The organism is Microbacterium sp. RD1 (assembly GCF_052220165.1).
Lineage (GTDB): Bacteria > Actinomycetota > Actinomycetes > Actinomycetales > Microbacteriaceae > Microbacterium.
In genome coordinates this window covers 198,224-221,036 of the sequence record NZ_JBQPOL010000002.1, presented here as the reverse complement: position 1 = coordinate 221,036, position 22,813 = coordinate 198,224, and the positions used below count along the sequence as shown (strand labels likewise).

20 protein-coding genes are annotated in these 22,813 nt (G+C 70.4%); 16 read left to right on the top strand and 4 right to left on the bottom strand.

Annotated features, from left to right (window positions below; all coding sequences use genetic code 11):
• The first annotated feature begins 46 nt into the window (after positions 1-46).
• Positions 47-1,615, top strand: a complete 1,569-nt coding sequence (locus tag ACTU3I_RS09945) for a MinD/ParA family ATP-binding protein (protein WP_442925530.1) — start codon at positions 47-49, stop codon at positions 1,613-1,615.
• 4 nt (positions 1,616-1,619) lie between these two features.
• Positions 1,620-2,111, top strand: coding sequence for a peptide deformylase (locus ACTU3I_RS09940; RefSeq protein WP_442925529.1), 492 nt, complete (start codon positions 1,620-1,622; stop codon positions 2,109-2,111).
• A gap of 93 nt (positions 2,112-2,204) precedes the next feature.
• On the opposite strand, the gene ACTU3I_RS09935 is transcribed toward ACTU3I_RS09940, so the two are convergent.
• Entirely contained in the window at positions 2,205-4,031 is a 1,827-nt protein-coding gene (locus ACTU3I_RS09935; RefSeq protein ID WP_442925528.1) for an AMP-dependent synthetase/ligase, read from the bottom strand.
• A 133-nt stretch (positions 4,032-4,164) separates the two neighbouring features.
• Here ACTU3I_RS09935 and ACTU3I_RS09930 point away from each other — a divergent pair, with 133 nt between their 5' ends.
• The 4 genes from ACTU3I_RS09930 (at position 4,165) to ACTU3I_RS09915 (ending at position 8,258) form a co-directional block, all read left to right on the top strand.
• Complete coding sequence (locus ACTU3I_RS09930) at positions 4,165-5,100, top strand: ROK family protein (protein WP_442925527.1); 936 nt, start codon at positions 4,165-4,167, stop codon at positions 5,098-5,100.
• 1 nt (position 5,101) lies between these two features.
• A complete protein-coding gene (locus ACTU3I_RS09925; RefSeq protein WP_442925526.1) occupies positions 5,102-5,815 on the top strand; it encodes a lysophospholipid acyltransferase family protein in 714 nt (237 codons plus the stop codon).
• Positions 5,816-5,824: 9 nt separating this feature from the next.
• A complete protein-coding gene (locus ACTU3I_RS09920) occupies positions 5,825-7,162 on the top strand; it encodes a class II 3-deoxy-7-phosphoheptulonate synthase (RefSeq protein WP_442925525.1) in 1,338 nt (445 codons plus the stop codon).
• A 163-nt stretch (positions 7,163-7,325) separates the two neighbouring features.
• Positions 7,326-8,258 carry a hypothetical protein gene (locus ACTU3I_RS09915; RefSeq protein ID WP_442925524.1) on the top strand — a complete coding sequence of 311 codons (933 nt, stop codon included), beginning with the start codon at positions 7,326-7,328 and terminating at the stop codon, positions 8,256-8,258.
• A gap of 33 nt (positions 8,259-8,291) precedes the next feature.
• On the opposite strand, the gene pknB is transcribed toward ACTU3I_RS09915, so the two are convergent.
• Positions 8,292-10,241 (bottom strand): Stk1 family PASTA domain-containing Ser/Thr kinase, encoded by a 1,950-nt coding sequence (gene pknB, locus ACTU3I_RS09910; protein ID WP_442925523.1) that lies wholly within the window; start codon positions 10,239-10,241, stop codon positions 8,292-8,294.
• Positions 10,242-10,314: 73 nt separating this feature from the next.
• Complete coding sequence (locus ACTU3I_RS09905) at positions 10,315-11,349, bottom strand: LysM peptidoglycan-binding domain-containing protein (protein WP_442925522.1); 1,035 nt, start codon at positions 11,347-11,349, stop codon at positions 10,315-10,317.
• Positions 11,350-11,505: 156 nt separating this feature from the next.
• Here ACTU3I_RS09905 and ACTU3I_RS09900 point away from each other — a divergent pair, with 156 nt between their 5' ends.
• Complete coding sequence (locus ACTU3I_RS09900; RefSeq protein ID WP_442925521.1) at positions 11,506-11,850, top strand: Rv2175c family DNA-binding protein; 345 nt, start codon at positions 11,506-11,508, stop codon at positions 11,848-11,850.
• 26 nt (positions 11,851-11,876) lie between these two features.
• Here the strand turns inward: ACTU3I_RS09900 and ACTU3I_RS09895 are convergent, their stop codons facing one another.
• The gene (locus ACTU3I_RS09895) at positions 11,877-12,968 is read right to left on the bottom strand and encodes a polyprenyl synthetase family protein (RefSeq protein ID WP_442925520.1); all 1,092 of its coding nucleotides are present in this window, start codon (positions 12,966-12,968) and stop codon (positions 11,877-11,879) included.
• A 66-nt stretch (positions 12,969-13,034) separates the two neighbouring features.
• On the opposite strand from ACTU3I_RS09895, the gene ACTU3I_RS09890 reads away from it, so the two are divergent.
• The 9 genes from ACTU3I_RS09890 (at position 13,035) to ftsW (ending at position 22,690) form a co-directional block, all read left to right on the top strand.
• Positions 13,035-13,412 (top strand): DUF3040 domain-containing protein, encoded by a 378-nt coding sequence (locus ACTU3I_RS09890; protein WP_442925519.1) that lies wholly within the window; start codon positions 13,035-13,037, stop codon positions 13,410-13,412.
• Positions 13,413-13,604: 192 nt separating this feature from the next.
• Entirely contained in the window at positions 13,605-14,036 is a 432-nt protein-coding gene (gene mraZ, locus ACTU3I_RS09885) for a division/cell wall cluster transcriptional repressor MraZ (RefSeq protein ID WP_442925518.1), read from the top strand.
• Between the two features lie 101 nt (positions 14,037-14,137).
• Positions 14,138-15,091, top strand: coding sequence for a 16S rRNA (cytosine(1402)-N(4))-methyltransferase RsmH (gene rsmH / locus ACTU3I_RS09880; protein ID WP_442925517.1), 954 nt, complete (start codon positions 14,138-14,140; stop codon positions 15,089-15,091).
• Positions 15,088-15,669, top strand: a complete 582-nt coding sequence (locus ACTU3I_RS09875; protein WP_442925516.1) for a hypothetical protein — start codon at positions 15,088-15,090, stop codon at positions 15,667-15,669. Before rsmH ends, ACTU3I_RS09875 begins: the two co-directional genes overlap by 4 nt.
• 4 nt (positions 15,670-15,673) lie before the next feature.
• Complete coding sequence (locus tag ACTU3I_RS09870) at positions 15,674-17,458, top strand: peptidoglycan D,D-transpeptidase FtsI family protein (RefSeq protein ID WP_442925515.1); 1,785 nt, start codon at positions 15,674-15,676, stop codon at positions 17,456-17,458.
• Between the two features lie 19 nt (positions 17,459-17,477).
• A complete protein-coding gene (locus ACTU3I_RS09865; protein ID WP_442925514.1) occupies positions 17,478-18,890 on the top strand; it encodes a UDP-N-acetylmuramoyl-tripeptide--D-alanyl-D-alanine ligase in 1,413 nt (470 codons plus the stop codon).
• Positions 18,887-19,990: a phospho-N-acetylmuramoyl-pentapeptide-transferase gene (gene mraY, locus ACTU3I_RS09860; RefSeq protein ID WP_442925513.1), complete on the top strand. Its 1,104-nt coding sequence runs from the start codon at positions 18,887-18,889 to the stop codon at positions 19,988-19,990. The genes ACTU3I_RS09865 and mraY overlap by 4 nt, the downstream gene beginning before the upstream one ends.
• Positions 19,987-21,531, top strand: a complete 1,545-nt coding sequence (gene murD, locus ACTU3I_RS09855) for a UDP-N-acetylmuramoyl-L-alanine--D-glutamate ligase (RefSeq protein ID WP_442925512.1) — start codon at positions 19,987-19,989, stop codon at positions 21,529-21,531. Before mraY ends, murD begins: the two co-directional genes overlap by 4 nt.
• Positions 21,494-22,690 carry a putative lipid II flippase FtsW gene (ftsW, locus tag ACTU3I_RS09850; protein ID WP_442925511.1) on the top strand — a complete coding sequence of 399 codons (1,197 nt, stop codon included), beginning with the start codon at positions 21,494-21,496 and terminating at the stop codon, positions 22,688-22,690. The genes murD and ftsW overlap by 38 nt, the downstream gene beginning before the upstream one ends.
• The last annotated feature ends 123 nt before the right edge of the window (positions 22,691-22,813 follow it).

Sequence of the window (22,813 nt, the reverse complement as noted above, 5' to 3'; positions counted from 1 at the left end):
TCGAGGGATGGGCGCTCGGCGCCCGACCCCCGTTTGGAGACCTGCAGTGACGCCCGATCGACGCGACGACAACCCCGACGAGCAGTCGGAACACGGATTGCTCGCCGACGCTGCGAGCGTGGATACGGCCGGAATCGGCATCCTCGGCGCGCGTACAGCGCAGGTGAGCCTGACGCTCCCGGCCGACGACGACGACCCGGCTGAGGACGAAGCCGTCGACGATGCCCCGATCGAGGAGATCGCCGCCGGCGACATCATCCTCGAGGACGTGGCCGGTCCCGAGGAGCTCTCGGCCGATGTGCACGACGCCGATGTCGTCGCGGACGAGCCCGAGGCTGTCGCATCCGCGTCGTCCGAGGGCGAGCCCGTCGCATCGGCGTCGGGTGTGCCGGAGACCGGGGGCACCGTCTCGGGTTCGGCTCCGGTCCGCGACGAGTCGTCGGCCGGTTCCGCCGCGGCCCCGCCCGCGTCCGCCGGCACGGCGCAGGAGCGCGTGCCGGTCGGTGAGCCGGTTCCGCTCACGGGCGCGATCCCGTCGACGCGCCGGGAGGCGCACCACGCCGACGAGCACGGTCGTGGCGAACGCGCGCACGCCGTGGAGCGGGTGCATCCGCCGCAGCCCGAGCTCTCCCTCACCTCCAAGCGGCTGGGGGAGTTCGATGCGAACCGCGAGACGCCCGACCTCCTCACCGCCGACCGGCTCCTCGAGCGCGGTCAGCTCAGCGGCGCCGAACCCGAGGGGTTGTGGCAGCAGTTCGTCTACTCCCTCACCCGCCACCGTGTGAACCTCGGTGACAGCCGCAAGGCGCGCGCGCGCAAGGAGCTCGACCGTCGGATCGCAGCGCCGCTCACCGGTGGGGCGCGATTCGTCCCCGTGCTCTCCCGCAAGGGCGGCGTCGGGAAGACCACGGTCACGACGCTCCTGGGAATGGCGCTCGCCGCCGCGCGGGACGACCGGGTCATCGCGATCGACGCGAACCCCGACCGCGGGACCCTCGCCGATCGCATCGGCCGCACCGGCGGGCGCACCGTTCGAGATCTCGCTCGCCGTCGGGGCGATGTGACCGGATTCAACGACATCTCGACGATCGTGGCGCGTGACGCGACGCGGCTGGACGTGCTCGCCTCGGACTCGGACCCCCGCGTGTCGGAAGCCTTCAGCGACCGTGACTATCACGACGTCGCCGCCGTGGCAGCGCACTACTACTCGATCGTGCTCACCGACACCGGCACCGGCATCGTCCATTCGGTGACAGGGGCGACGCTCGAGCTGGCCGATCAGATCGTCGTGGTGGCCGGGCTCAGCGTGGACGAGGCGCGCCTGGCGTCCGAGACGCTGACCTGGCTGGAGACGAACGGCTACGCCGAGCAGGTGCGCGCGGCGGTCGTGGTGCTCAACAGCGCCCGCCCCGGCACACCGCTCGTGCGCGAGAGCGAACTCGAGGCGCACTTCCGCACGCGTGTGCGTTCCGTCGTGCGGATGCCGTACGACCCGCTCATCGGCGGCGGCAGCGACATCTCCTTCCGCGACCTGCAGCCCGGGACCCGTCAGGCGGCCCGGCAGCTCGCCGCGGCGGTCGTCGAGGGTCTGCGCGCTGGGGTTCCGGCCGCGTGATCCCGTGAGCGTCCGCAACATCCGCCTCTTCGGCGACCCCGTCCTTCGCGCGCCGAGCGCTCCGATCGAGCGGATCGACGACGGCGTGCACGCGCTCGTACGCGACCTCCTCGACACCGTCGAGCCCCCGGGCCGCGCGGGGGTGGCCGCCCCGCAGATCGGCGTGGGGCTGCGAGCGTTCAGCTACAACGTCGACGGCGTCATCGGCTACATCCTCAACCCCGTGCTCGTGGAGACCGCGGGTGAGCCCGTGCCCACGGGGGAGGGATGCCTCTCGATCCCGGGGGTCTGGCACGACGCCCTCCGCCACCCGTACGCCAGGGTCGTCGGGATCGACCTCGACGGCGACGAGCTCGTGCTCGAGGGCGAGGGTCTCATGGCCCAGGCCCTGCAGCACGAGACCGACCACCTCGACGGGATGCTGTTCGTCTCGCGGCTTCCGGCCGACGCCCGCCGCGAGGCGATGCGCCAGATCCGCGAGAGCGACTGGTTCTAGCCCCAGGCCGCACCGAACGTGCATCGTCTCGCCGAGAGTGCACCGAAATCGGTGCCGCTTCGGCGGGTCGATGCACTCTCGCGAGGAGCCGGGTCAGGGCAGCGTGACGTTGGTGGTCGTCGCCGGCGCGGCGTAGAGCTCCTCGATCGCATCGGCGAAGTCCGTCATGATCACGTTGCGCTTGATGCTCAGCTTCGGCGTGAGGTGACCGCTCGCCTCGGTCCACTCGGTGTCGAGGATCGTGAACTTGCGGATCGACTCCGCGCGAGACACGCCCTTGTTGGCGTGGTCGATCGCGCGCTGCACCTCGGCGCGGACTGCCTCGTTCTGCGCCGCGTCGGTCAACGACAGGTCGGCCGGGAGTCCGTTGTTGCCGAGCCACGTGGGCAGCATCTCGGAGTCGAGCGTGATGAGTGCGGAGATGAACGGTTTCTGGTCGCCGACGACCACCACCTGGCCGATGATGGGGTTGGCGCGGATGGGGTCCTCCAGCGCGGCCGGCGCGACGTTCTTGCCGCCGGCGGTGACGAGGATCTCTTTCTTGCGGCCGGTGATCGAGAGGAAACCCTCGGCGTCGAACGACCCGATGTCACCGGTCTTGAACCAGTCCCCGGAGAAGGCCTCGGCCGTCGCCTCGGGGTTGCGCCAGTACTCCTTGAAGACGTTGATGCCGCGCACCTCGATCTCGCCGTCGTCGGCGAGACGGAGGCCGACCCCGGGCAGGGCCGGACCGACGGTGCCGATCTTCGACTTCGTGGCGAGGTTGACCGTCGCGGGGGCGGTCGTCTCGGTGAGGCCGTACCCCTCGAGGATGACCACGCCCAGACTGTGGAAGAAGTGGCCCAGTCGCTCGCCGAGGGGAGCGGAGCCCGACACGGCGTACTGCACGCGCCCGCCCATCGCCGCCCGCAGCTTGCTGTAGACCAGCCGGTCGAACAGGGCGAAGCGCACCCTGAGCCCGAACGGGACCTTCCCGCCTTCCTGCAGGAGCTTCGAGTGCTCGATCGCCACGTGGGCGGCGGCGCGGAAGATCTTGCCGCGCCCGCCGCCTTCCGCCTTCTGCTCGGCGGAGTTGTAGACCTTCTCGAAGACCCGCGGGACCGCAAGAAGGAAGGTCGGCTGGAAGGAGCCGAGCGCGGGGAGGAGCTTCTTCGTGTCGGGCTGGTGGCCGACCTTCACGCCGGCATGCACGGAGAGGATCGAGATGAACCGCGCGAACACGTGCGCGGTCGTGATGAACAGCAGCGTCGAGGCGCCCGGCGTCTCCACGACCTCGTGGAGCGCCTTCGCGGAGTTGCGTGACAGCTCGACGAAGTTGCTGTGGGTCAGGACGCACCCCTTGGGGCGCCCCGTCGACCCGGACGTATAGATGAGGGTGGCGATGTCGTCCCCGTTGGCCAGCTGACGGCGGCGCTCGATCTCGGCGTCCTCCACCGACGCCCCGGCGCTGACGAGCTTGTCGAGATCGCCGCGGTGCATCTCCCACACCTCGCGGACGAGCGGCACGTCGGCGCGCACTTCGTCCAGGCGCGCGGTGTGATCGGGCGACTCCACGATGCACGCGGTGGCGCCCGAGTCCGAAAGGATCCACTGGATCTGCGCGGGCGAGCTCGTCTCGTAGACCGGCACCATGACGGCACCGGCATAGAACAGGCCGAAGTCCACCAGCGTCCAGTCGTACGTCGTACGGGCGAGGAAGCCGACCTTGTCACCGGGCTGCACGCCGGCCGCGACGAAGCCCTTCGCAAGGGCGATGACCTGCCGCTCGAACTCGACGGCGGTGATGTCGCGCCATCCGTCCCCGTCGGGCACGGCGAAGAGGGGTCGCTCGGGCGTCTCGGCGACGCGGATCGCAAGCAGATCGGCGATGTTCGCCGTCGGATCGGCGGGCACGATCGGCGGGACTTCGAACTGGGTCACGGCAACTCCTTCGGTACCGGTGGAGGTCGAAATGTACCCTTCCCACTCTATCCGCAGAGGCGTACGCGTCCCGGTCCCCGCCGTGACTAGACTTTCAGGCGCCGTCGGCGGACGTCGGCCGGAAGGGTGCGCAGTGCTCAACGTCGGAATCGACATCGGCGGGACGAAGATCGCTGGCGGCGTTGTGGATGCGGACGGCACGATCGTCGAGAAGCTGCGCGTGAACACGCCGGCGGACGCCACCGTCGTCGTGGATGCCGTCGTCGACATGACCGTGCAGCTGCGCTCGCGGCACGACATCTCCGCGATCGGCGTCGCGGCCCCCGGATTCATCGACCACGATCGCTCGACGGTCATCTATGCGCCCAACATCGCCTGGCGGAACGAACCGCTGAAGGCGGCGCTGGAGGCACGGCTGGGGATGCCCGTCTTCATCGAGAACGATGCCAACGCCGCGGGCTGGGCCGAGTTCCGCTTCGGCGCCGGAGAACGCTCCACCGACATGGTCATGCTCACGATGGGAACCGGCGTCGGCGGCGCCGTGGTGACCGACGGCGTGCTGTATCGCGGCGGCCACGGCATCGCCGCCGAACTCGGCCATACCCGCTTCGAGCGCAACGGGCGGGCGTGCGGATGCGGACAGAACGGATGCCTCGAGCAGTATGCGTCGGGCCGCGCCCTGCAGCGGGAAGCGGCCGCGGTCGCGGATGAGAGGCCGATCGGGCGGGAGCTCGCCGCCGCGCGCGACGCCTCGGGCGCCATTCCCGGCGGCGAGATCTCGCGTCTCGTGCTCGCCGGCGACCCCGGTGCGCTGGAGGCCCTGCGGCGGGTGTCGACCGCGCTCGGCGAGGCGTGCGGCGGCTTCCAAGCCGTGCTCGACCCCGACCTTTTCGTGATCGGCGGGGGCGTGGCGCAGCTGGGGGACGTGCTCCTCGAGCCCGTGCGACTGGCATACGAGACGTCGCTCCCCGGCTACGGCGATCGGCCGGTGGCGCAGTTCGCGGTCGCGCAGCTCGGCAACGACGCCGGGTTGATCGGTGTGGCAGACCTCGCGGGCGGGGGAAGCTGACATGTTCTACTGGCTGATGAAGTACGTCGTGATCGGGCCTCTCCTCAAGGCGATCTTCCGGCCGTGGATCGTGGGTCGGCGCAACATCCCCACGGAGGGCGCCGCCATCCTCGCCAGCAACCATCTGTCGTTCGCCGATTCGGTGTTCCTCCCGCTCATGATCGACCGGCGCGTGGCCTTCCTCGCCAAGAGCGACTACTTCACCGGCAAGGGGATGAAGGGATGGGCGACCCGCGTTTTCCTGAAGGCGACGGGTCAGCTGCCGATCGACCGGACGGGAGGCAAAGCCTCCGAGGCCTCGCTCAACACCGGGCTCGGCGTCCTCGGGCGCGGCGAGCTCTTGGGGATCTACCCCGAGGGGACGCGTAGCCCCGACGGCAAGCTCTACCGCGGGCGGACCGGCATCGCCCGCATGGCGCTGGAGGCGCACGTGCCGGTGATCCCGGTGGTCATGGTCGACACCGACGCCATCCAGCCGATCGGCAAGCGCATCCCGCGCATCGGGCGGGTCGGTGTCGTGATCGGCGACCCGATCGACTTCTCCCGTTTCGCCGGAATGGAGAGCGATAGGTACATCCTGCGCTCGGTCACCGACGAGATCATGGTGGCCCTCCAGCGGCTCGGGGAGCAGGAGTACGAGGACGTGTACGCGTCGACGGTGAAGGACCGTCTGCTGGCCACCCGCGCGGCATCCCGGGGTCCGGCGCGCCGATAGACTTCGAGGATGCTTCAGCACCTCGACGGACTCGATCACTGGCGGACTCTGCCCATCAAGCAGCAGCCCCAGTGGTATGACGAGTCCGCGGTGGCGGCAGCATCCGCTGAGATCGCCACCCTGCCGCCGCTCGTGTTCGCCGGCGAGGTCGACAACCTGCGCGACCGCCTCGCGCGCGCGGCATCCGGCCGGGCGTTCCTGCTGCAGGGCGGCGATTGCGCAGAGACCTTCGCCGGCGCGACGGCCGAGCAGATCCGCAACCGCATCAAGACCGTGCTCCAGATGGCGGTGGTGCTCACCTACGGGGCATCGATGCCGGTGGTGAAGATGGGCCGCATGGCGGGTCAGTTCGCCAAGCCGCGCTCCAGCGACACCGAGACGCGCGGCGAGGTCACGCTGCCGGCCTACCGGGGCGACATCGTCAACGGCTACGACTTCACGGAGGAGTCGCGCAAGGCGGATGCCTCGCGGTTGCTCAAGGGCTACCACACCGCCGCGTCGACCATCAATCTCATCCGCGCGTTCACGCAGGGCGGCTTCGCCGACCTCCGCGAGGTGCACAGCTGGAACCGCGGCTTCGCGCAGAATCCCGCCAACCAGCAGTACGAGCGCCTGGCGACGGACATCGACCGCGCCATCAAGTTCATGGAGGCCGCGGGCGCCGACTTCGACGAGCTCAAGCGCGTCGAGTTCTACACCGGGCACGAGGGCCTCCTCATGGACTACGAGCGCCCGATGACACGCATCGACTCGCGCACCGGGACGCCCTACAACACCTCGGCGCACTTCCTGTGGGTGGGGGAGCGCACCCGCGACCTCGACGGCGCGCACATCGACTACTTCTCGCGCATCCGCAACCCCATCGGCGTGAAGCTCGGCCCGACCACGTCGCCCGAGACCGCGCTCGCCCTCATCGACAAGCTCGACCCCGAGCGCGAGCCCGGGCGCCTCACCTTCATCACGCGGATGGGCGCGGGGAAGATTCGCGACGCCCTGCCGCCGCTCCTGGAGGCCGTGCAAGCCTCGGGGGCGACCCCGCTGTGGGTCACCGACCCGATGCACGGCAACGGCATGACGACGCAGACCGGGTACAAGACCCGGCGCTTCGATGACGTCGTGGACGAGGTGCGCGGGTTCTTCGAGGCGCACCGCGCCGTGGGCACGTTCCCCGGCGGCATCCACGTCGAGCTCACCGGCGATGACGTGACCGAGTGCCTGGGCGGCTCCGAGATGATCGACGAGGCCACCCTCGCGACCCGCTACGAGAGCCTCTGCGACCCGCGCCTGAATCACATGCAGAGCCTCGAGCTCGCGTTCCTGGTGGCCGAGGAGCTCGAGAAGCGCTGACCCGCCTCCGCTCACGCGAGAACACCCGAACGCACGGTCCCGGGCGCCGGGAACCGTGCGTTCGTACGTTCTCGCGGTTCTGCACAGGGTGCGCCGGGAGGCGGGGGTCCACAGAACCGGAAACCTCGGGGAGGCGGGCCGCGGCGGACGGCAGGGTGGGGGAATGCGCGAACCCCTGCTCCGTCCCGGACGCCTCGTCACACCCGCCGACCTGCGAGTCGGCGGCATCCCGCGCGGCGTGGTGCGGCGGCGCGGGATGCAGCATCCCTTCCACGGCGTGTATCGGGTCGGCGACCCGGCGGTCACGGTCGTCGAGAGGTGCGAGGCGCTGTGGACGCTGCTCGATGAGCGTCACTGCTTCCGTCACCTGACTGCCGCCCGGCTGTGGGGCATGCCGCTGCCCTGGCTGCCGAAGGACAGCGCGCTGCATGTGCTCTCGGAAGGTGCGCGCGGTCGTGTCCGCCGGCCCGGCGTCGTCGGGTGGGAGACAGAGCCCGGCGGCCTCCGGCGCGCGGTACGGCAGGGGCTCCCCGTCGTCGCGCCCGCGGACGTATGGGCCCAGCTGTCGGCATTGCCGAGGCCGCAGTCATGGGCGTTCGGGCTGGAGTGGCTCGTCGCCATCGGCGACTTCCTTCTCACCGGAGATCGCGCACATCCGGCGCTATGCACGCGCCGTGACCTCATCGACGCCGTGCACCGGCGAGCGGGCAAGCGCGGGGCGAAACTGCTGACGCTCGCACTGAGCTTCGTGCGCGCCGGGCCGCAGTCACCCAAGGAGTCCCTCACGCGGATGGCGCTCATCCTGCACGGTCTGCCGGAGCCGGTGGTGCAACTGCCGGTCGACACCGTCGCGGGTCGACGTCACAGCGATCCGGGCTACCCCGGCGTGCGTCTGCTGATCGAATACCAGGGCGATCACCACCGCACATCGCGCGCGCAGTGGCGCGAGGACCTCACGCGGCTACAGCTGTTCGAGGATGCCGGGTACCGCACCATCCAGGTGACCGACGACCTGTGGCCAGACCCTCGCGCCCTGATCGCGCGTATCGCCCGCGCCCTCCGCGAGAACCCATGGACGCACACTCTGCGCACGTGAAGAGTGTGCGTTTGCGCGTTCTCGCGGAGGGGGTTAGCCCGAGACGTTGAGGCGCAGGGAGACACGGGTCCCCTTGACGACCATGGTGTTCGCCTTGGGGTCTTGTGATTCCACCTCGGTCGCGGCGTCCGGGAAGATGTCCCACGTGGGCAGGTACTCCCACGTGAAGCCGGCGTCCGATAGCGCCCGCTTGGCCTGATCGCGCGTCATGCCGACGACGTTCGGGACCGCGAACAGCGGCGGACCGGTGGACACGATGAGCGTGACGGTCTCGCCCGGTCGCCAGTTTCCGCCCCCGTCGCGAGCGGCGATCCCGACGACGTCGCCCTTGTCGATGGTGTCGCTGGCGGCCTCCTGCAGGCTCCCGGCCACCTGCAGGCCCACCTCCGTCAGCCGCTGGGTCGCGCGGTCCACGCCGTCGCCGGAGACGTCCGGCACGGGGCCGAGGGAGACGAGAAGGGTGACGGTGTCGCCCTCGAGCGCGGAGCATCCGGGCGAGCAGTCCAGCGCGTCGCCTCCCGCACGCGGGGTCAGCGTGGCGGCCAGAACGGCACCCGATGGCACGTCGGCGCTGAACTCCGTGGCATCCGGGTCGGTCACCTCGAGATTGATCCCCTGCAGGATGCCTCGGGCCTGGTCCGCCGACATGCCGGCGAGCGCCTCGATCTGCTGCGGCCGCGGGCCGAGGGAGACGTGGACGACGACCGTCGCGTCGCGCTCCAGGCGCGAGCCGGCCGGTGGATCGGTGCCGACGACCGTCCCGGCCGGGATGTCGAGGTCGTAGACCCCTTCCTCTGTCGCGACGAGGGAGTCCTGTGCAAGTCGGGCCTGCGCCTCGGCGAAGGAGGCCGTGCCCGCGACGTCCGGGACAGCGACGAGCGAACCGGGCCCGGAACCGAACCACCAGCCGGCGCCACCGGCGGCACCGGCCAGCAGCAGCACGAGCACCACGAGCCACGCGCCCCGCGCCGTGCGGCGTTTCGTGCGGGCACGCAGGCGTGCGCCGTTGTCGGAGTCTTCCACCGGGGTGGGGGCGGTCACCGGCTGTGGCAGGACTTTCGTCAGCTCGCCGGAGTCGACGGCGTCGTCGGAGGTGGTCGTGCCCACCGACACCGCTCGGGCGACCTGCGGGGCGACCCCGAGCTCGCGCTCGATCTCCCGCAGTCGCGTGAGCATCACGTCGGCGTCGAGCGGGCGGTCGTCGGGGACCTTCTCCGTCGACCACAGCACGAGCTCGTCCAGCTGCTCAGGGACGCCCGGGTTCTTGACGCTCGGTCGCGGCACGGAGTCGGTGGCGTGCTGGAAGGCGATCTGCATCGGCTGCTCGCCCTTGTACGGCTGCTCACCGGTGAGCATCTCGTACAGCATGATCCCCAGCGCGTAGATGTCGCTGCGCGCGTCCGCGGTGCCGCGGGTGACGAGCTCGGGTGCGAGGTACGCGATCGTGCCCATCAGCATCTGGCCCGATGCGGTGTTGGCGGTCGTCGCGCGAGCGAGTCCGAAGTCGCCGATCTTGATGCGGCCGTCCTCGGCGAGGAGCACGTTCTCGGGCTTGACATCACGGTGGACGATTCCCGCGCGGTGCGCGGCGGCCAGGCCCGAGAGCACCGCATCCATGATCGTGATCGTCTGCGGGATCGTCAGGCGGCGGTTCTCGCGCATGAGCTCGCGCAGGGTGATGCCGGGGAGGTACTCCATGACGAGGTACGCCATGTCGCCGTCCTGGCCCTGGTCGAACACGTTCACGACGTGCGGGTCGGCCAGTCGTGCTGCCGCGCGCGCCTCCTGGATGAAGCGGCTCTGGAACACGGTGTCGTCACTGAGGTGACCGTGCATCACCTTGAGCGCCACGCGGCGTTCCAGACGGAGGTCGGTCGCCACGTACACGGTCGCCATGCCGCCGCGCGCGATGCGCGCGCGCACCCGGTATCGGCCGTCGACCAGACGTCCGATCAGCGGGTCGGCCTGCTGACTCGTGCTCACGCTCAGAGTCTACGGAGCGCGTGCTGTGAGCCCGGGGAGCGGCTCACCTGCGTTACACAGCCGTAGCAGAGCGTCAGCCGAGCGCGGCGAGCCACGCGGAGGCGGGCTGCTCCCACTGTGCATACCGGTCGGGGAATGCGGAGATCTGCACCGCCTGGGCCGCCGCCGCGTAGGGGAGCGACTCCCACCCGGTGATATCGAGCAGCCCCCGCGTGCGGGTTCCGTTCGGGTCGCCGCCGCCGCCGAAGAACGCCCGAGTGGAGCGCACCGGATCGAGGATCTCGGCGGGAGTGCCCCAACCGGTGCTCGGGCGCTGCTGGAAGAGGCCGAGCGAATCGCGGTCGCCCCAGTCGAGGTTGCGCAACCACGACTCGACCATCGCCGTTCCGAGCGCGATCGTGATGCCGCGGTCGGGGACTCCGAGCTCGCGCCCGACGCGGATGATGAGCTGCGCGTTGGCGACCTGCTCGGCGTCGAGACCGGCGACGCCGGGGGGTGGGGCCGGAGATGCCGGTGCTGCGGGAGCGACGGCGGCAGCCGCCGCCATCCCGGGGATCGCCAGCGACTGGCCCGGATAGATGATGGAGGCCCGGGTCAGCCCGTTCGCATCCAGCACCGCCTGCGTGCTCAGTCCGTGCGCCTGCGCGATCGCGCTCACGGTGTCGCCCGCGACCACGGTGTGCGACGCCGTCGCCGGCGGCGCGGGGGCGGGAGGCGGCGCGACGGGAGGTGCCGCCGCGACCGGCGGAGCCAGCCGGAGCACCTGCCCGGGGTAGATGATCGACGACCAGCCCAGTCCGTTGGCGGCGAGGACATCGGCCGTCCGGAGGCCGTATCTGCCCGCGATGGCGCTGACGGTGTCTCCGGATGCGACGACATAGTCGGCGGGCGCCGACAGCGCCATCGCCGCGAACGCCGGCGCGGCCGGGCGCGGCGCCGCCGGGGTTGCGCGGGTGGCGGCCTCGGCATCGGCCGGGACCGGCGCCAGGCGGGCCGCGGGGGCCGCCGAGACGGGGGACGGGAGGGCCAGCGCGATGGAGCCGGCCAGCGCAAGAGGCAGGCTGGCGGTCATCGAGCGGGCGCGGGGGGATCGCCCGGAAAGTCGCATCTCAAGCTCCATTCTCGTGCGGTCACGCTGTCACGGATGGGTACGGCTGTCAACAGATGTCAACAGATGAGGTTGTTGTTGCATATGAGAAGAGTGTGACCGACGGGGCGCAGGAGCGATGCGGCGAGTGGCCGGAAGGGATGAGATAGTGGCATCGTGTCCGGCTCCGAACCGCTCCCGACCGCCTGGTTGACCCTCCCCGAACTCGTCGAAGAGATCGGTGAGCCGCTCGGCCGCGTGCGGCGCCTTATCGACGACTCCCACCTGATCGGCTCACGCCGGGATGGGCCGCTGAAGGTCCCCGCGGCCTTCCTCGTCGACGGGCATCCGCTGTCCTCCCTGCGGGGGACCGTCTTCGTGCTGCGCGACGCGGGTTTCACCGACGACGAGGCGATCGACTGGCTGTTCGCTCCGGAGGAGTCGATCGGGATGGCGCCCCTGGAAGCTCTCCGCGCGGGACGCAAGAGCGAAGTGCGCCGCGTGGCGCAAACGCTGGGCTGAACCCGCTCGCCCGCGCCGCGGGTTCGTCACGCAGAGCGGCTCGTGGCCGCGCGGGAGAGATCGCGCAGTTCGCCGACCGCGGCGTTGTCCAGCCGTGCGCCGGAGAGGGCCCGATCGGCCTGCCGTGCGTAGTCGGAGATGAGCGATTCGACGCGCTCGAGCGCCCCGGTGTCGACAATCGTGCGCTGCAGGGATGCGATCTGGTCTCCGTCGAGCGTCCGGTCGCCCAGCATCTCGTCGAAGATCCGGCGGGCACCGGCCGGCATCGCCTCCCGGGCGTAGGCGACCAGAACCGTGCGCTTGCCCTCGCGCAGGTCGTCGCCGGAGGGCTTGCCGGTGATCGCAGCGTCGCCGAAGACGCCGAGCACGTCGTCTCGCAGCTGGAACGCCATGCCCACCGGATGCCCGAACGCCGAGAGGGCATCGAGCTGCGCCGCATCCGCCCCGGCGAGGGATGCCCCGATGAGAAGCGGCTGCTGGATGCTGTACCGCGCCGACTTCAGCGACGCGACCCGCAGCGCGCGCTCGGCGTGCTCGGCGTCGGGCTCCGTCGCATACGCGGACTCCTCGGCGACGTCGAGGAACTGGCCGAGGGTCACGTCACGGCGCATCTCGGCGTAGGCGCGCCGGGTCGCCGCGGCGCGGTCTGCGGGGACGCGCTGAAGGGCCTCTTCCAGGAGATCGTCGCTCCACGCGACCAGGAGATCGCCGAGGAGGATCGCGCCGGAGCGCCCGAAGGCGGCGGCATCCCCCTCCCAGTGCCGGAAGCCGTGCGCCACCTCGAGTCCGCGATGAGAGGACGGGCGACCGCGGCGCGTGTCGGAGTTGTCGATCAGGTCGTCGTGGACGAGCGCCGCGGCGTGGAAGATCTCCAGCGATGCCGCCCCGCCCACCGCCTCCGCCGTGAGGGGGGCGTCGGCGCGCGCTCCCGAGATCGCGCGCCACCCCGTGAGGAAGAAGCGCGCCCGCAGGCGTTTGCCTCCCTGGAGCGCATCGGCCGCCGCCGCCACGAACAGCTCCGCCTCCGCTCCCCACGAGGCTGTTTCCTCGCGCCGGGCCGTGACGAAGGTGTTCAGTCGCTGAGAAACAGCCTCAATGGGATCCGGGGAGGGCGACACGGGCCTAGCCTAGTGAGTGACCGCACGCGTAGAATTGTCGCGACGAAGCATTCCCGAGGGGGTTCCATGCCACTCTCCGAACAGGAGCAGCGCCTTCTGGATGAGATGGAGCGCCATCTCATGCGCAACGACGCCGACGTCGTCTCCGCGCAGGGCCGCGCCCTGAGCTACCGCAATATCGTCTACGGCGCGATTCTCGTGCTCGTCGGACTGGGCGGTCTGATCTTCGGAGTGACCCTCGGGATGAACGCCCTCGGCATCACCCTGGGCGTCGTGGGGTTCGTCGTGATGCTGGGTGGAGTGATCCTCGCCGTCACGCCGATGCGGGGTTCCGTCCCGTCTCCGACCTCTTCCTCCGGTCCTCGCGCCACCGCGTCGCGCGCCGGCTCCTCGTTCATGGACCGCATGAACGACCGCTGGGATCGCCGCCAGGGCGGCAGCTAACCGACCGCTCCCTGATCCGGGACACCCCCGGCTCGAACTGAAGCACCGACTCTCCGGAGTCGGTGCTTTTTTGCGTCCCCGGAGCCTCCATAGGCACTTTCGCTCGGATTTCCCGCGTAATGCATGGTGAAGTGGAGGAGAGTGGAGTAAAGTGGGGGTACTTCGCAGGGCCGGGACGAAGGGGGTGCACGGATGCTGCTCGGCACGCACACCCCCAAGCTCGACGACAAAGGCCGGGTCATCCTCCCCGCGAAGTTCCGCGATGACCTCGGCGGCGGCGTGGTCGTCACGCGAGGCCAGGAGCGCTGCCTCTACGTCTTCAGCGAGTCGGAGTTCGAGCGGGTGCACGAGCGCATCCGTGAGGCGCCCCTGAGCAACAAGCAGGCCCGCGACTTCCTGCGGATGTTCCTCTCCGGAGCGAGCGCGGAGAAACCCGACGGCCAGAACCGCATCATCATCCCGCCCGCCCTGCGCAGCTACGCCGGGTTGGAGAAGGAGCTCGTCGTGACGGGCGTGGGAGCGCACGCGGAGATCTGGAACGCCGAGGCGTGGAACTCCTACGCCGAGAGCAACGAGACCACGTACGCCGAGATGGAGCAGGAGGTGATCCCCGGTCTGTTCTGATCCTCGGCTGTGATTCCCAGCCGCTCGCCCTGACGCACTTCCCCGGCGCCAGGTCGACGCGGAGGGGGATCAGAGCCCCGGATCACCGGGACCGCCGCATCATGACCGGCTCCGACATCCACACCCCCGTCCTCCTCGATCGTTGCGTCGAGCTCCTCGCCCCCGCCCTCGAGCGACCCGGCGCGGTGTTCGTGGACGCCACGCTCGGGATGGGAGGGCACTCCGAGGCCTTCTTGGAGCGGTTCGGCGACCTCCGTCTGATCGGCCTGGATCGCGACACGGATGCGCTGCGCATCGCGGGGGAGCGGCTGGCCCGCTTCGGGAACCGCTCCACTTTGCTCCACACCGTCTACGACGGCATCGGCGCGGCCGTCGCATCCGCCGGGGTCGACCGTGTCGACGGCATCCTGTTCGACCTGGGCGTGTCCTCGCTCCAACTCGATGTGGCCGATCGCGGCTTCGCGTACGCGCAGGACGCGCCGCTGGACATGCGCATGGACCAATCCCGCGGGATGACGGCGGCGGACGTGCTCGCCGCGTACGGCGAGGGCGACCTCCGCCGCATCTTCGAACGCTTCGGCGAGGAGAAGCTCGCCGGTCGCTACGCCCGCGCGATCGTGGCCGCGCGCGCGGAGGCCCCGATCGAGCGGTCGGGGCGGCTCGTCGCGATCCTCACCGACGCCACCCCTGCTGCGCTGTCGCACGCCGGCCACCCGGCCAAGCGGGTCTTCCAGGCCCTGCGGATCGAGGTCAACGGTGAGCTCGCCGCGCTCGACCGGGCGCTGCCGGCCGCGCTCGATCTCCTCCGCGTGGGCGGACGCATCGTGGTCCTGTCGTACCAGTCGCTCGAAGATCGATTCGTCAAGCGCGTGCTGGCTGCGGCGACCACCTCGACCGCTCCGGCCGGGCTTCCCGTGGAGCTTCCCGAGCACGCCCCCCGTTTCCGCCTTCTCGTGAAGGGCGCCGAGCTCGCCGACGACGACGAGCGCGCGCGCAATCCGCGAGCCACCCCCGTGCGACTGCGCGCGGCCGAACGCATCCGGGAGGCGGCGTGACCGATCTCGCTCGTGCCCTTCCGCACCGGTTCCCCGCCGAGGCGCCCGACCGGCGCCTGCGCGTCGTGGAGGAACCCTCCCGTCGTCGCCGGCCGAAGCTGGCCTACGGCATCGTGGCCGTCGGCGGCGCCGTCGCGATCGCGCTCGCCCAGATGGGCCTGTCGATCCTCACGACCCAGGGCACGTACGAAGTCGCCGCCCTCACGCAGCAGCAGCGGGATCTGACCTACCAGAAGCAGATCCTCGCCGATGAACTCGCCGGACTGAGCTCCCCGCAGTACCTCGCCGCGAACGCCGCCGCCCTCGGCATGGTCATCAACGAGTCGCCGTCCTACCTGCGCCTCAGCGACGGCGCGATCCTCGGGCCCAGCCAGGCTGCCGCGTGGGCGTCGACAGTCGACGCACTCAACCGGCCGGCCGTGCAGAACTCCCTCATCACCGACACCCCCCTCGTGACGGCGCCGGATGCGACGATCCAGGGCGCTCCGCTGGTGGCGGAAGAGCAGGTCGCCCCGGAGACCGGTTCGGCGACACCCCCGCCGATCACCGAGGGTCTCCCGACTCCCGCGACACGATAGCCCCATGACCACCCGCAGCACGAGAAGCCCGCGTCGCCGCACGGTGATCGCCCTCGCGGTGGTCCTCGCGATGATCGCGGCCCTCGTGGTGCGACTCGTCGACATCCAGGTCGTCAACGCCCGCGAGCACGTGGCCGACTCGCTCTCGCTCGGCTTCGCGGGAGAGCGCAAGCTCTACGGCACGCGCGGCTCGATCGTCGACATGAATGGCGCGACCCTCGCCGGCAGCATCCTCCGTTACGACGGCCTGCTCGATCCTAAGCTCGCGCAGAGCGGCGTCGTCCGCCGTGGCGACGACGGCGAGCGGGTGGAGGTCTCCTGGCCGGAGGTGGCCGGCCAGATCGCCGCGATCACGGGCCAGGAGCCGGCCGCGGTGGAGGGCATCGTCACCGCCGCTCTCGCGGAGAACCCCGACAACCGCTTCGCCTACCTGCAGCGCGGGCTCAGCACCGCCCAGTACCGCGCGCTGGCTGACCTGGACATCCCGTTCCTCTCGTTCGACCCGCATCCGGCGCGCACCTACCCGGACGGCGCGGTCGCGGGGAACCTGGTCGGCTTCATGGGGACCGACGATCCGCTCGCCGGTCTGGAGCTCATCGACGACGACTGTCTCGCCGCGACCGACGGCGTCCTGCGGTTCCAGCGCGGCAAGGACGGCGTCACCATCCCGGGCACCTCGAGTGAGGTGCCGGCGGTGGACGGGGGCACGCTGCAGCTCACGATCGACCGCGATCTGCAGTGGTACCTGCAGCAGCTGATCGGTGAGCAGGCGCAGAACATGGGCGCGCTGTCGGGGACCATCACCGTGGTGGAGGTCGAGACGGGCAAGGTGCGTGCAATGGCGGAGTGGCCCACCGTCGACCCCAACAACGTCGACGCGGCAGGCCCCGACGACCGCTACAGCCGCATCTTCAGCGGCTCTTTCGAGCCGGGCTCGACGTTCAAGGCGCTGACCGCTGCCATCGCCATCGACGCGGGGGGCGCTTCGCCCGCCTCGACCGTGAGCGCCGCGTCTAAGGAGACCTTCCCGAACGGCGCCCGCGTCAACGACCCGTTCGGGCACCCGGTCAACAACTACACGCTCACCGGCGTGCTCATCGACTCGTCCAACGTCGGCATCGCCAAGTTCGGCGACCTCGTCGACGCCCAGACCCGTTACGACTACCTGAGGAAGTTCGGGATCGGTTCGGGAAGCGCCATCGATTTCGGCGACAAGGCGAGCGGCGACCTGCGCGACCCGTCGCTGTGGGATGTGCAGACGTACTACAACGTCAACTTCGGTCAGGGCCTCACCACCACCGTCCCCGAGCTGGTGAACGCGTACCAGACCATCGCCAACGACGGGGTGCACCTGCCGCTGTCTCTCGTCGAGGGGTGCGTCGCCCCGGACGGCACGGTCACCGACGCCCCGGCTTCCGGCGGCGAGCGCGTCGTGAGTGAGAAGGCGGCCGACGATGTCGCCCTCATGCTCGAGAACGTCGCGACGCAGGGGAGCCTGAAGAAGCAGGTCGAGGTCCCCGGGTACCGCATCGCGATCAAGACCGGAACCGGTGAGAAGTCCGACGGCATGGGCGGATACAAGAACGGCGTGTTCTACACGACCATGATCGGGTTCGCCCCGGCCGACGACCCGAAGTACGTGGTCGCGGTCACCCTCGACGAGCCGACGACGGTAAAGTCGTCAGCGGCCAACGCGCAGGCGTTCCAGAAGGCCATGACCCAGGTGCTGAAGTCGTACCGGGTCATGCCCTCCGGATCCACGACACCCGAACTGCCCAAGTTCGGCTGACCCGCGGCCGTACACCGCCATGATTCCCCTCTCCCTCGCCCAGATATCCGATGCCGCCGGAGGCTCCCTCCGCCTCGCCGGCGATGACACCGCGACGACCGTCGTCTCCGGCGTGGTCGAGACCGACTCGCGCCTCGTCGAGCCGGGCGGGATCTTCGTCGCCAAGCCGGGCGAGGTGACCGACGGGCACGAATTCGTCGATGCCGCCGTCGAACGTGGTGCGGCGCTGGCTCTCGTCGAGCGGCCGGTCGCCGCATCCGTGAGCCAGATCGTCGTTGCCGACGCCGTCCGGTCGCTCGCCGACCTGGCCCGCGACGTCGTCGCTCGCGTGCGCGTCGCCGGCGACCTCCGCATCGTGGGCATCACCGGATCCAACGGCAAGACGACCACGAAGAACCTCCTCACCCGCATCCTGCAGGACGAGGGGGAGACCGTCGCGCCGCGCGCGTCGTTCAACAACGCCGTGGGCGCTCCGCTGACGATGCTGCGCACGACGGCGACCACCCGCTTCCTCGTGAACGAGTTCGGCGCGAGCGGGCCGGGGGAGATCGCGCGCCTGGCCGCTCTCGTCGAGCCCGACATCGCCGTCGTGCTGATGGTCGGGATGGCCCACGCCGGCGGATTCGGCGGTATCGAGGCGACGTTCGCGGCGAAGTCCGAGCTCGTACGCGCCGCGCGGCCCGGCGGACTGGCCGTCCTCAACGCTGACGACCCGCGAGTGATCGCCATGGCCCCGATCGCCGCCGAGCGCGGACTGGAGGTCCGCTGGTTCGGCCGCGGCCCGTCGGCCGAGGTGCGCGCCCTCGACGTGGAGGTCACCGCGACGGGGACGCGCGCGGAGCTCGAGGTGGACGGCGTGCGGATGACGCTGCGCCTGCAGGTGCTCGGCGAGCACCATGTCGCCAACGCGCTGGCCGCGATCGCGGCGGCCACGGCCCTGGGCGTGCGGGCGGAGGACGCCGTCGCGCGCGTGGAGACGGTCGAGATCGCCGAGCGGTGGCGGATGCAGCCCCTCGGCTCGGATCGCGTGCGCATCCTCAACGACGCCTACAACGCCAGCCCGGATTCCATGGCAGCGGCCCTTCGCACCCTCGCGCAGATCACCGGGCCGGACGAACGCACGGTCGCGGTGCTCGGTGCCATGAGCGAGCTCGGCGAGTACGCCGCCGACGAGCACGACCGTATCGGACTGCTCGCGGTGCGCCTGGGTATCCAGCGCATCGTCGTGGTGGGCGCCGACGCCCGCCGGATGTACCTCGAAGCTATCGCGCAGGGCTCGTGGGACGGCGAGGCCGTCTTCTTCCCCGACGCCGACGCCGCCTACGACTACCTCCTCACCGAGCTTCGCGACGGCGACCGCGTGCTGGTGAAATCGTCGAACAGCGCCGGCCTCCGGTTCCTCGGCGATCGTCTGGGAGAATCGTTCTCGTGAGATCCCTCCTGACATCCGCGGCGATCTCCCTGGCCTTCACGCTGTTCCTGACCCCGGTGTTCCTGCGCCTGTTCCGTGCCTGGGGCTGGGGCCAGGTCATCCGTACCCCCGAGGACATCCGTAACCCCTCGCACGGCGCGAAGCGCGGCACGCCCACGATGGGCGGCACGATCTTCATCGTCGGCACGATCGTGGGTTACCTCGTCGGCGGCTACACCGGCAACAATCCGCCCACCGTCTCGGGTCTTCTCGTCCTGTGGATGATGGTCGGGTTCGGCGTCGTCGGATTCATCGACGACTTCATGAAGGTGCGCAGTCAGCGGAGCCTCGGTCTGACGGGATGGCGCAAGATCGTGGGGCAGATCCTCGTGACCGTGCCGTTCGGGATCGTGGCCCTGCAGTTCCCCAACCGGGTCAACCAGACGCCCGCGTCGGAGTACATCTCGGTGTTCCGCGACCTGCCGCTGCTGTCGCTGTTCTTCCTGGGCCCCATCCTCGGCTGGCTGCTGTATCTCGCGTGGATCTCCCTCATCGGGGTGGCAGCGAGCAACGCGGTCAACCTCACCGACGGCCTGGACGGCCTGGCGGCGGGGTCGGGGATCTTCGTCACCGGCGCCTACAGCCTCATCGCCTTCTGGCAGGTGCAGCAGGTGTGCACCAACGTCGCCGAGGCCGTCCAACCCGCCTGCTACGCCACCCGCGACCCGTTCGACCTCGCGATCGTCTCGGCGTCGTTCGTGGGGGCGCTCGTCGGATTCCTGTGGTGGAACGCCCCCAAGGCGAAGGTCTTCATGGGTGACGTCGGGTCCATGGCCATCGGCGGCGTCATCGCCGCCATGGCGATCCTCACGCGCACCGAGCTTCTCCTCCTGCTCGTGGCCGGCGTCTTCGTGATCGGCCCCGGATCGGTGATCCTGCAGCGCGGGTACTTCAAGATCACGCGCGGCAAGCGCCTGTTCCTCATGAGTCCCTTCCACCACCACCTCGAGATGCGCGGATGGTCGGAGGTCACGATCGTGGTGCGCATGTGGATCATCGCGGGGTTGCTCGCCGTCTCGGGCGTCGGATTCTTCTACGTCGAGTGGCTCTCGCGGGCATGAGCGCCTCGCGCCTGGACGCCCTCACCAGCTGGCACGCCGACTGGCGCGGGCTCCGCGTCGCGGTGCTGGGGCTCTCGGTCACCGGGTTCTCCGTCGCCGACACGCTGACGGAGCTCGGGGCCGACGTCCTCGTCGTCACCGAGTCAGCCGACGAGGAGTACGAGCGCCTCCTGCCCGTCATCGGTGCGCGGTTGTGGACGGGATCGCTCGCGACCGTGCCCGCGGAGCTCGAGGCCTTCGTCCCCGACGTCGTGATCGCCTCGCCCGGCTTCTCGCCGCGGCATCCGATCGTGGAATGGACACGCGCGAGCGGCATCGCCCTGTGGGGCGACATCGAGCTGGCGTGGCGGGTACGCGACAAGGTGCTCCGCTCCGACGGCACGCCGGCCGACTGGGTGCTCGTCACCGGCACGAACGGCAAGACGACCACGACGCGCCTGACGGCGTCGATGCTCGTCGCCGGGGGACTGCGCGCGGCGCCCTGCGGCAACATCGGCACGCCCGTGCTCGACGCGGTCCGCGATCCCGGCGGCTTCGACGTGCTCGTCGTCGAGCTCTCCAGCCATCAGCTGTGGTACCTCGGACTCCAATCGGGTCCGCGGCCGCTCTCCCCGCACGCGGCCGTGTGCCTGAATCTCGCTGACGACCACCTCGAGTGGCACGGCTCCTTCGCGGCCTACCGGGATGCCAAGGCCGTCGTGTACCAGCACACGCGGGTCGCCTGCGTGTACAACAAGGCCGACTCCGCAACCCGCGAGATGGTCGAGGACGCCGATGTCGTGGAGGGGGCCCGTGCCATCGGGTTCGACCTGGGCGTGCCCGGGCCGAGCGATCTCGGGGTGGTCGACGGGATCCTCGTCGACCGCGCGTTCCTCGCCGACCGGCACACGTCGGCGCTGGAGATCACCACGGTCGCCGATCTCGCGGCCGCGGGTCTGGATGCCCCGCACATCGTCGCGAACATCCTCGCCGCGAGCGCCCTCGCCCGCTCGCTGGATGTGACGCCCGCGGCTCTGCGCGCGGCGCTGCGCGACTTCGCGCTCGACCCCCACCGCATCGAGGTCGTCGCCGTCTCCGCCGGTATCACCTGGGTAGATGACTCCAAGGCGACCAACCCGCACGCGGCGGCGTCGTCGCTGGCGGCGTACCCGGGCGCACTGTGGGTCGTCGGTGGTCTCCTCAAGGGCGCCGACATCGGTCCTCTCGTCGCCGCGCGGGGGTCGGGCGTGAAGGCCGCGATCGTCCTCGGCACCGACCGCGAGGCCGTTCGCGCCGCGTTCGCGCGACACGCGCCCGAGGTTCCGGTGTTCGAGGTCGACGCCGCTGAGACTGAGAACGTGATGGCACGGGTCGTCGACCTGGCGCTGGAGATCGCTCGCGACGGAGACGTGGTGCTTCTGGCACCGGCGGCGGCATCCTTCGACCAGTTCACGTCCTACGCCGACCGCGGCCGGCGCTTCGCCGACGCGGTGCGGGAACGGATCCGGGAGCAAGGGGGAGAGCGTGACGACGACGACTCCGCCCCCGACGCAGGCGCCTGACCCCTCCGAACCCGCGCGCCGCGGCCTCGCTGCGCGCGTGTCGCTCGGTCGTGTCTTCACGCCGGTGCCGAGCGAGTTCCTCCTCATCGCCTCGACGGCGCTGCTGCTGACGGGGTTCGGCCTCGTCATGGTGCTCTCGGCGACCTCGGCCCTCGGGGGAGCGCAGAACCCGTTCGAGCACGTTCTCAAGCAGGGCGTGTTCGCGGTGCTCGGCATCCCCCTCATGTTCGTCGCCAGCCGCCTCCCGGTGACCTTCTGGCGGCGGATGGCCTGGCCCGTGCTCATCGGCGCGACCGCATTCCAGCTGCTGGTGTTCACTCCGCTCGGCATCGAGTCGTACGGGAACCGCAACTGGATCTCGATCGCGGGTCTGCAGTTCCAGCCGGCCGAATTCCTCAAGCTCGCCCTCGCCCTGTGGATGGGGGCGGTGCTCTACCGCAAGCGGGCTCTGCTGCGCTCGTGGGGGCACGTGTTCATCCCGATCGTGCCCGTGGGCGGCGCCGTCATCGCGACCGTGCTGGCCGGCCGCGACCTGGGCACGGCGATGGTGCTGTTCCTGGTCGTGCTCGCGGCCCTGTTCTTCTCCGGGGTGCGGCTGCGGATGTTCATCCTCCCGGCCCTGCTCGCAGCCGTCGCGGTCGCGGCGCTGGCCCTCAGCAGCGAGAACCGGCGCGCACGCATCTTCAGCTTCCTCAACCCCGACACCGTCGACTGTTACTACGACACCTGCTACCAGTCGCTCCACGGCGTATGGGGGCTCGCGTCCGGCGGCATCTTCGGCTTGGGCCTGGGCAACTCCCGCGAGAAGTACGACTGGCTCCCCGCCGCGGCGAACGACTACATCTTCGCGATCGTGGGCGAGGAGCTCGGGCTCATCGGCTGCGCGGTCGTGCTCGCGCTCTTCGCGCTGTTCGCCGTGGGCGCCTTTCACATCGTCCGCAAGACGCATGACCCCTTCATCCGAGTGGTCGCCGGCGCGATCACGATCTGGATCGTCGGGCAGGCCCTCATCAACATCGGCGTGGTGCTGCGGGTGTTCCCGGTGCTGGGCGTTCCGCTGCCGTTCATGTCGCAGGGCGGCACCAGCCTGCTGTCGGTGCTGCTCGCGTGCGGTGTGCTGCTGTCGTTCGCCCGTACCCTGCCCGTCCGGCCGCGCTGACGGCCGGGACTCGCCCTCTGGCCCAGGCGCGCGGACGGCTGCGGGCGCAGGCGTGGCGTCGTCCGCTCCTCCCGCGTGCATGCACGTACTCAGGCTCCGCCGCGGTGCGCGGGTGCCGCATCC

What these genes read in the sequence shown, in the direction of transcription:
- ACTU3I_RS09925 (WP_442925526.1), top strand. Translation starts at nt 5,102, where the DNA reads ATGTTCTACTGGCTGATGAAGTACGTCGTGATCGGGCCTCTCCTCAAG.
- ACTU3I_RS09920 (WP_442925525.1), top strand. Translation starts at nt 5,825, where the DNA reads ATGCTTCAGCACCTCGACGGACTCGATCACTGGCGGACTCTGCCCATC.
- ACTU3I_RS09915 (WP_442925524.1), top strand. Translation starts at nt 7,326, where the DNA reads ATGCGCGAACCCCTGCTCCGTCCCGGACGCCTCGTCACACCCGCCGAC.
- ACTU3I_RS09905 (WP_442925522.1), bottom strand. Translation starts at nt 11,349, where the DNA reads ATGCGACTTTCCGGGCGATCCCCCCGCGCCCGCTCGATGACCGCCAGC.
- ACTU3I_RS09890 (WP_442925519.1), top strand. Translation starts at nt 13,035, where the DNA reads ATGCCACTCTCCGAACAGGAGCAGCGCCTTCTGGATGAGATGGAGCGC.
- mraZ (WP_442925518.1), top strand. Translation starts at nt 13,605, where the DNA reads ATGCTGCTCGGCACGCACACCCCCAAGCTCGACGACAAAGGCCGGGTC.
- rsmH (WP_442925517.1), top strand. Translation starts at nt 14,138, where the DNA reads ATGACCGGCTCCGACATCCACACCCCCGTCCTCCTCGATCGTTGCGTC.
- ACTU3I_RS09870 (WP_442925515.1), top strand. Translation starts at nt 15,674, where the DNA reads ATGACCACCCGCAGCACGAGAAGCCCGCGTCGCCGCACGGTGATCGCC.
- ACTU3I_RS09865 (WP_442925514.1), top strand. Translation starts at nt 17,478, where the DNA reads ATGATTCCCCTCTCCCTCGCCCAGATATCCGATGCCGCCGGAGGCTCC.
- murD (WP_442925512.1), top strand. Translation starts at nt 19,987, where the DNA reads ATGAGCGCCTCGCGCCTGGACGCCCTCACCAGCTGGCACGCCGACTGG.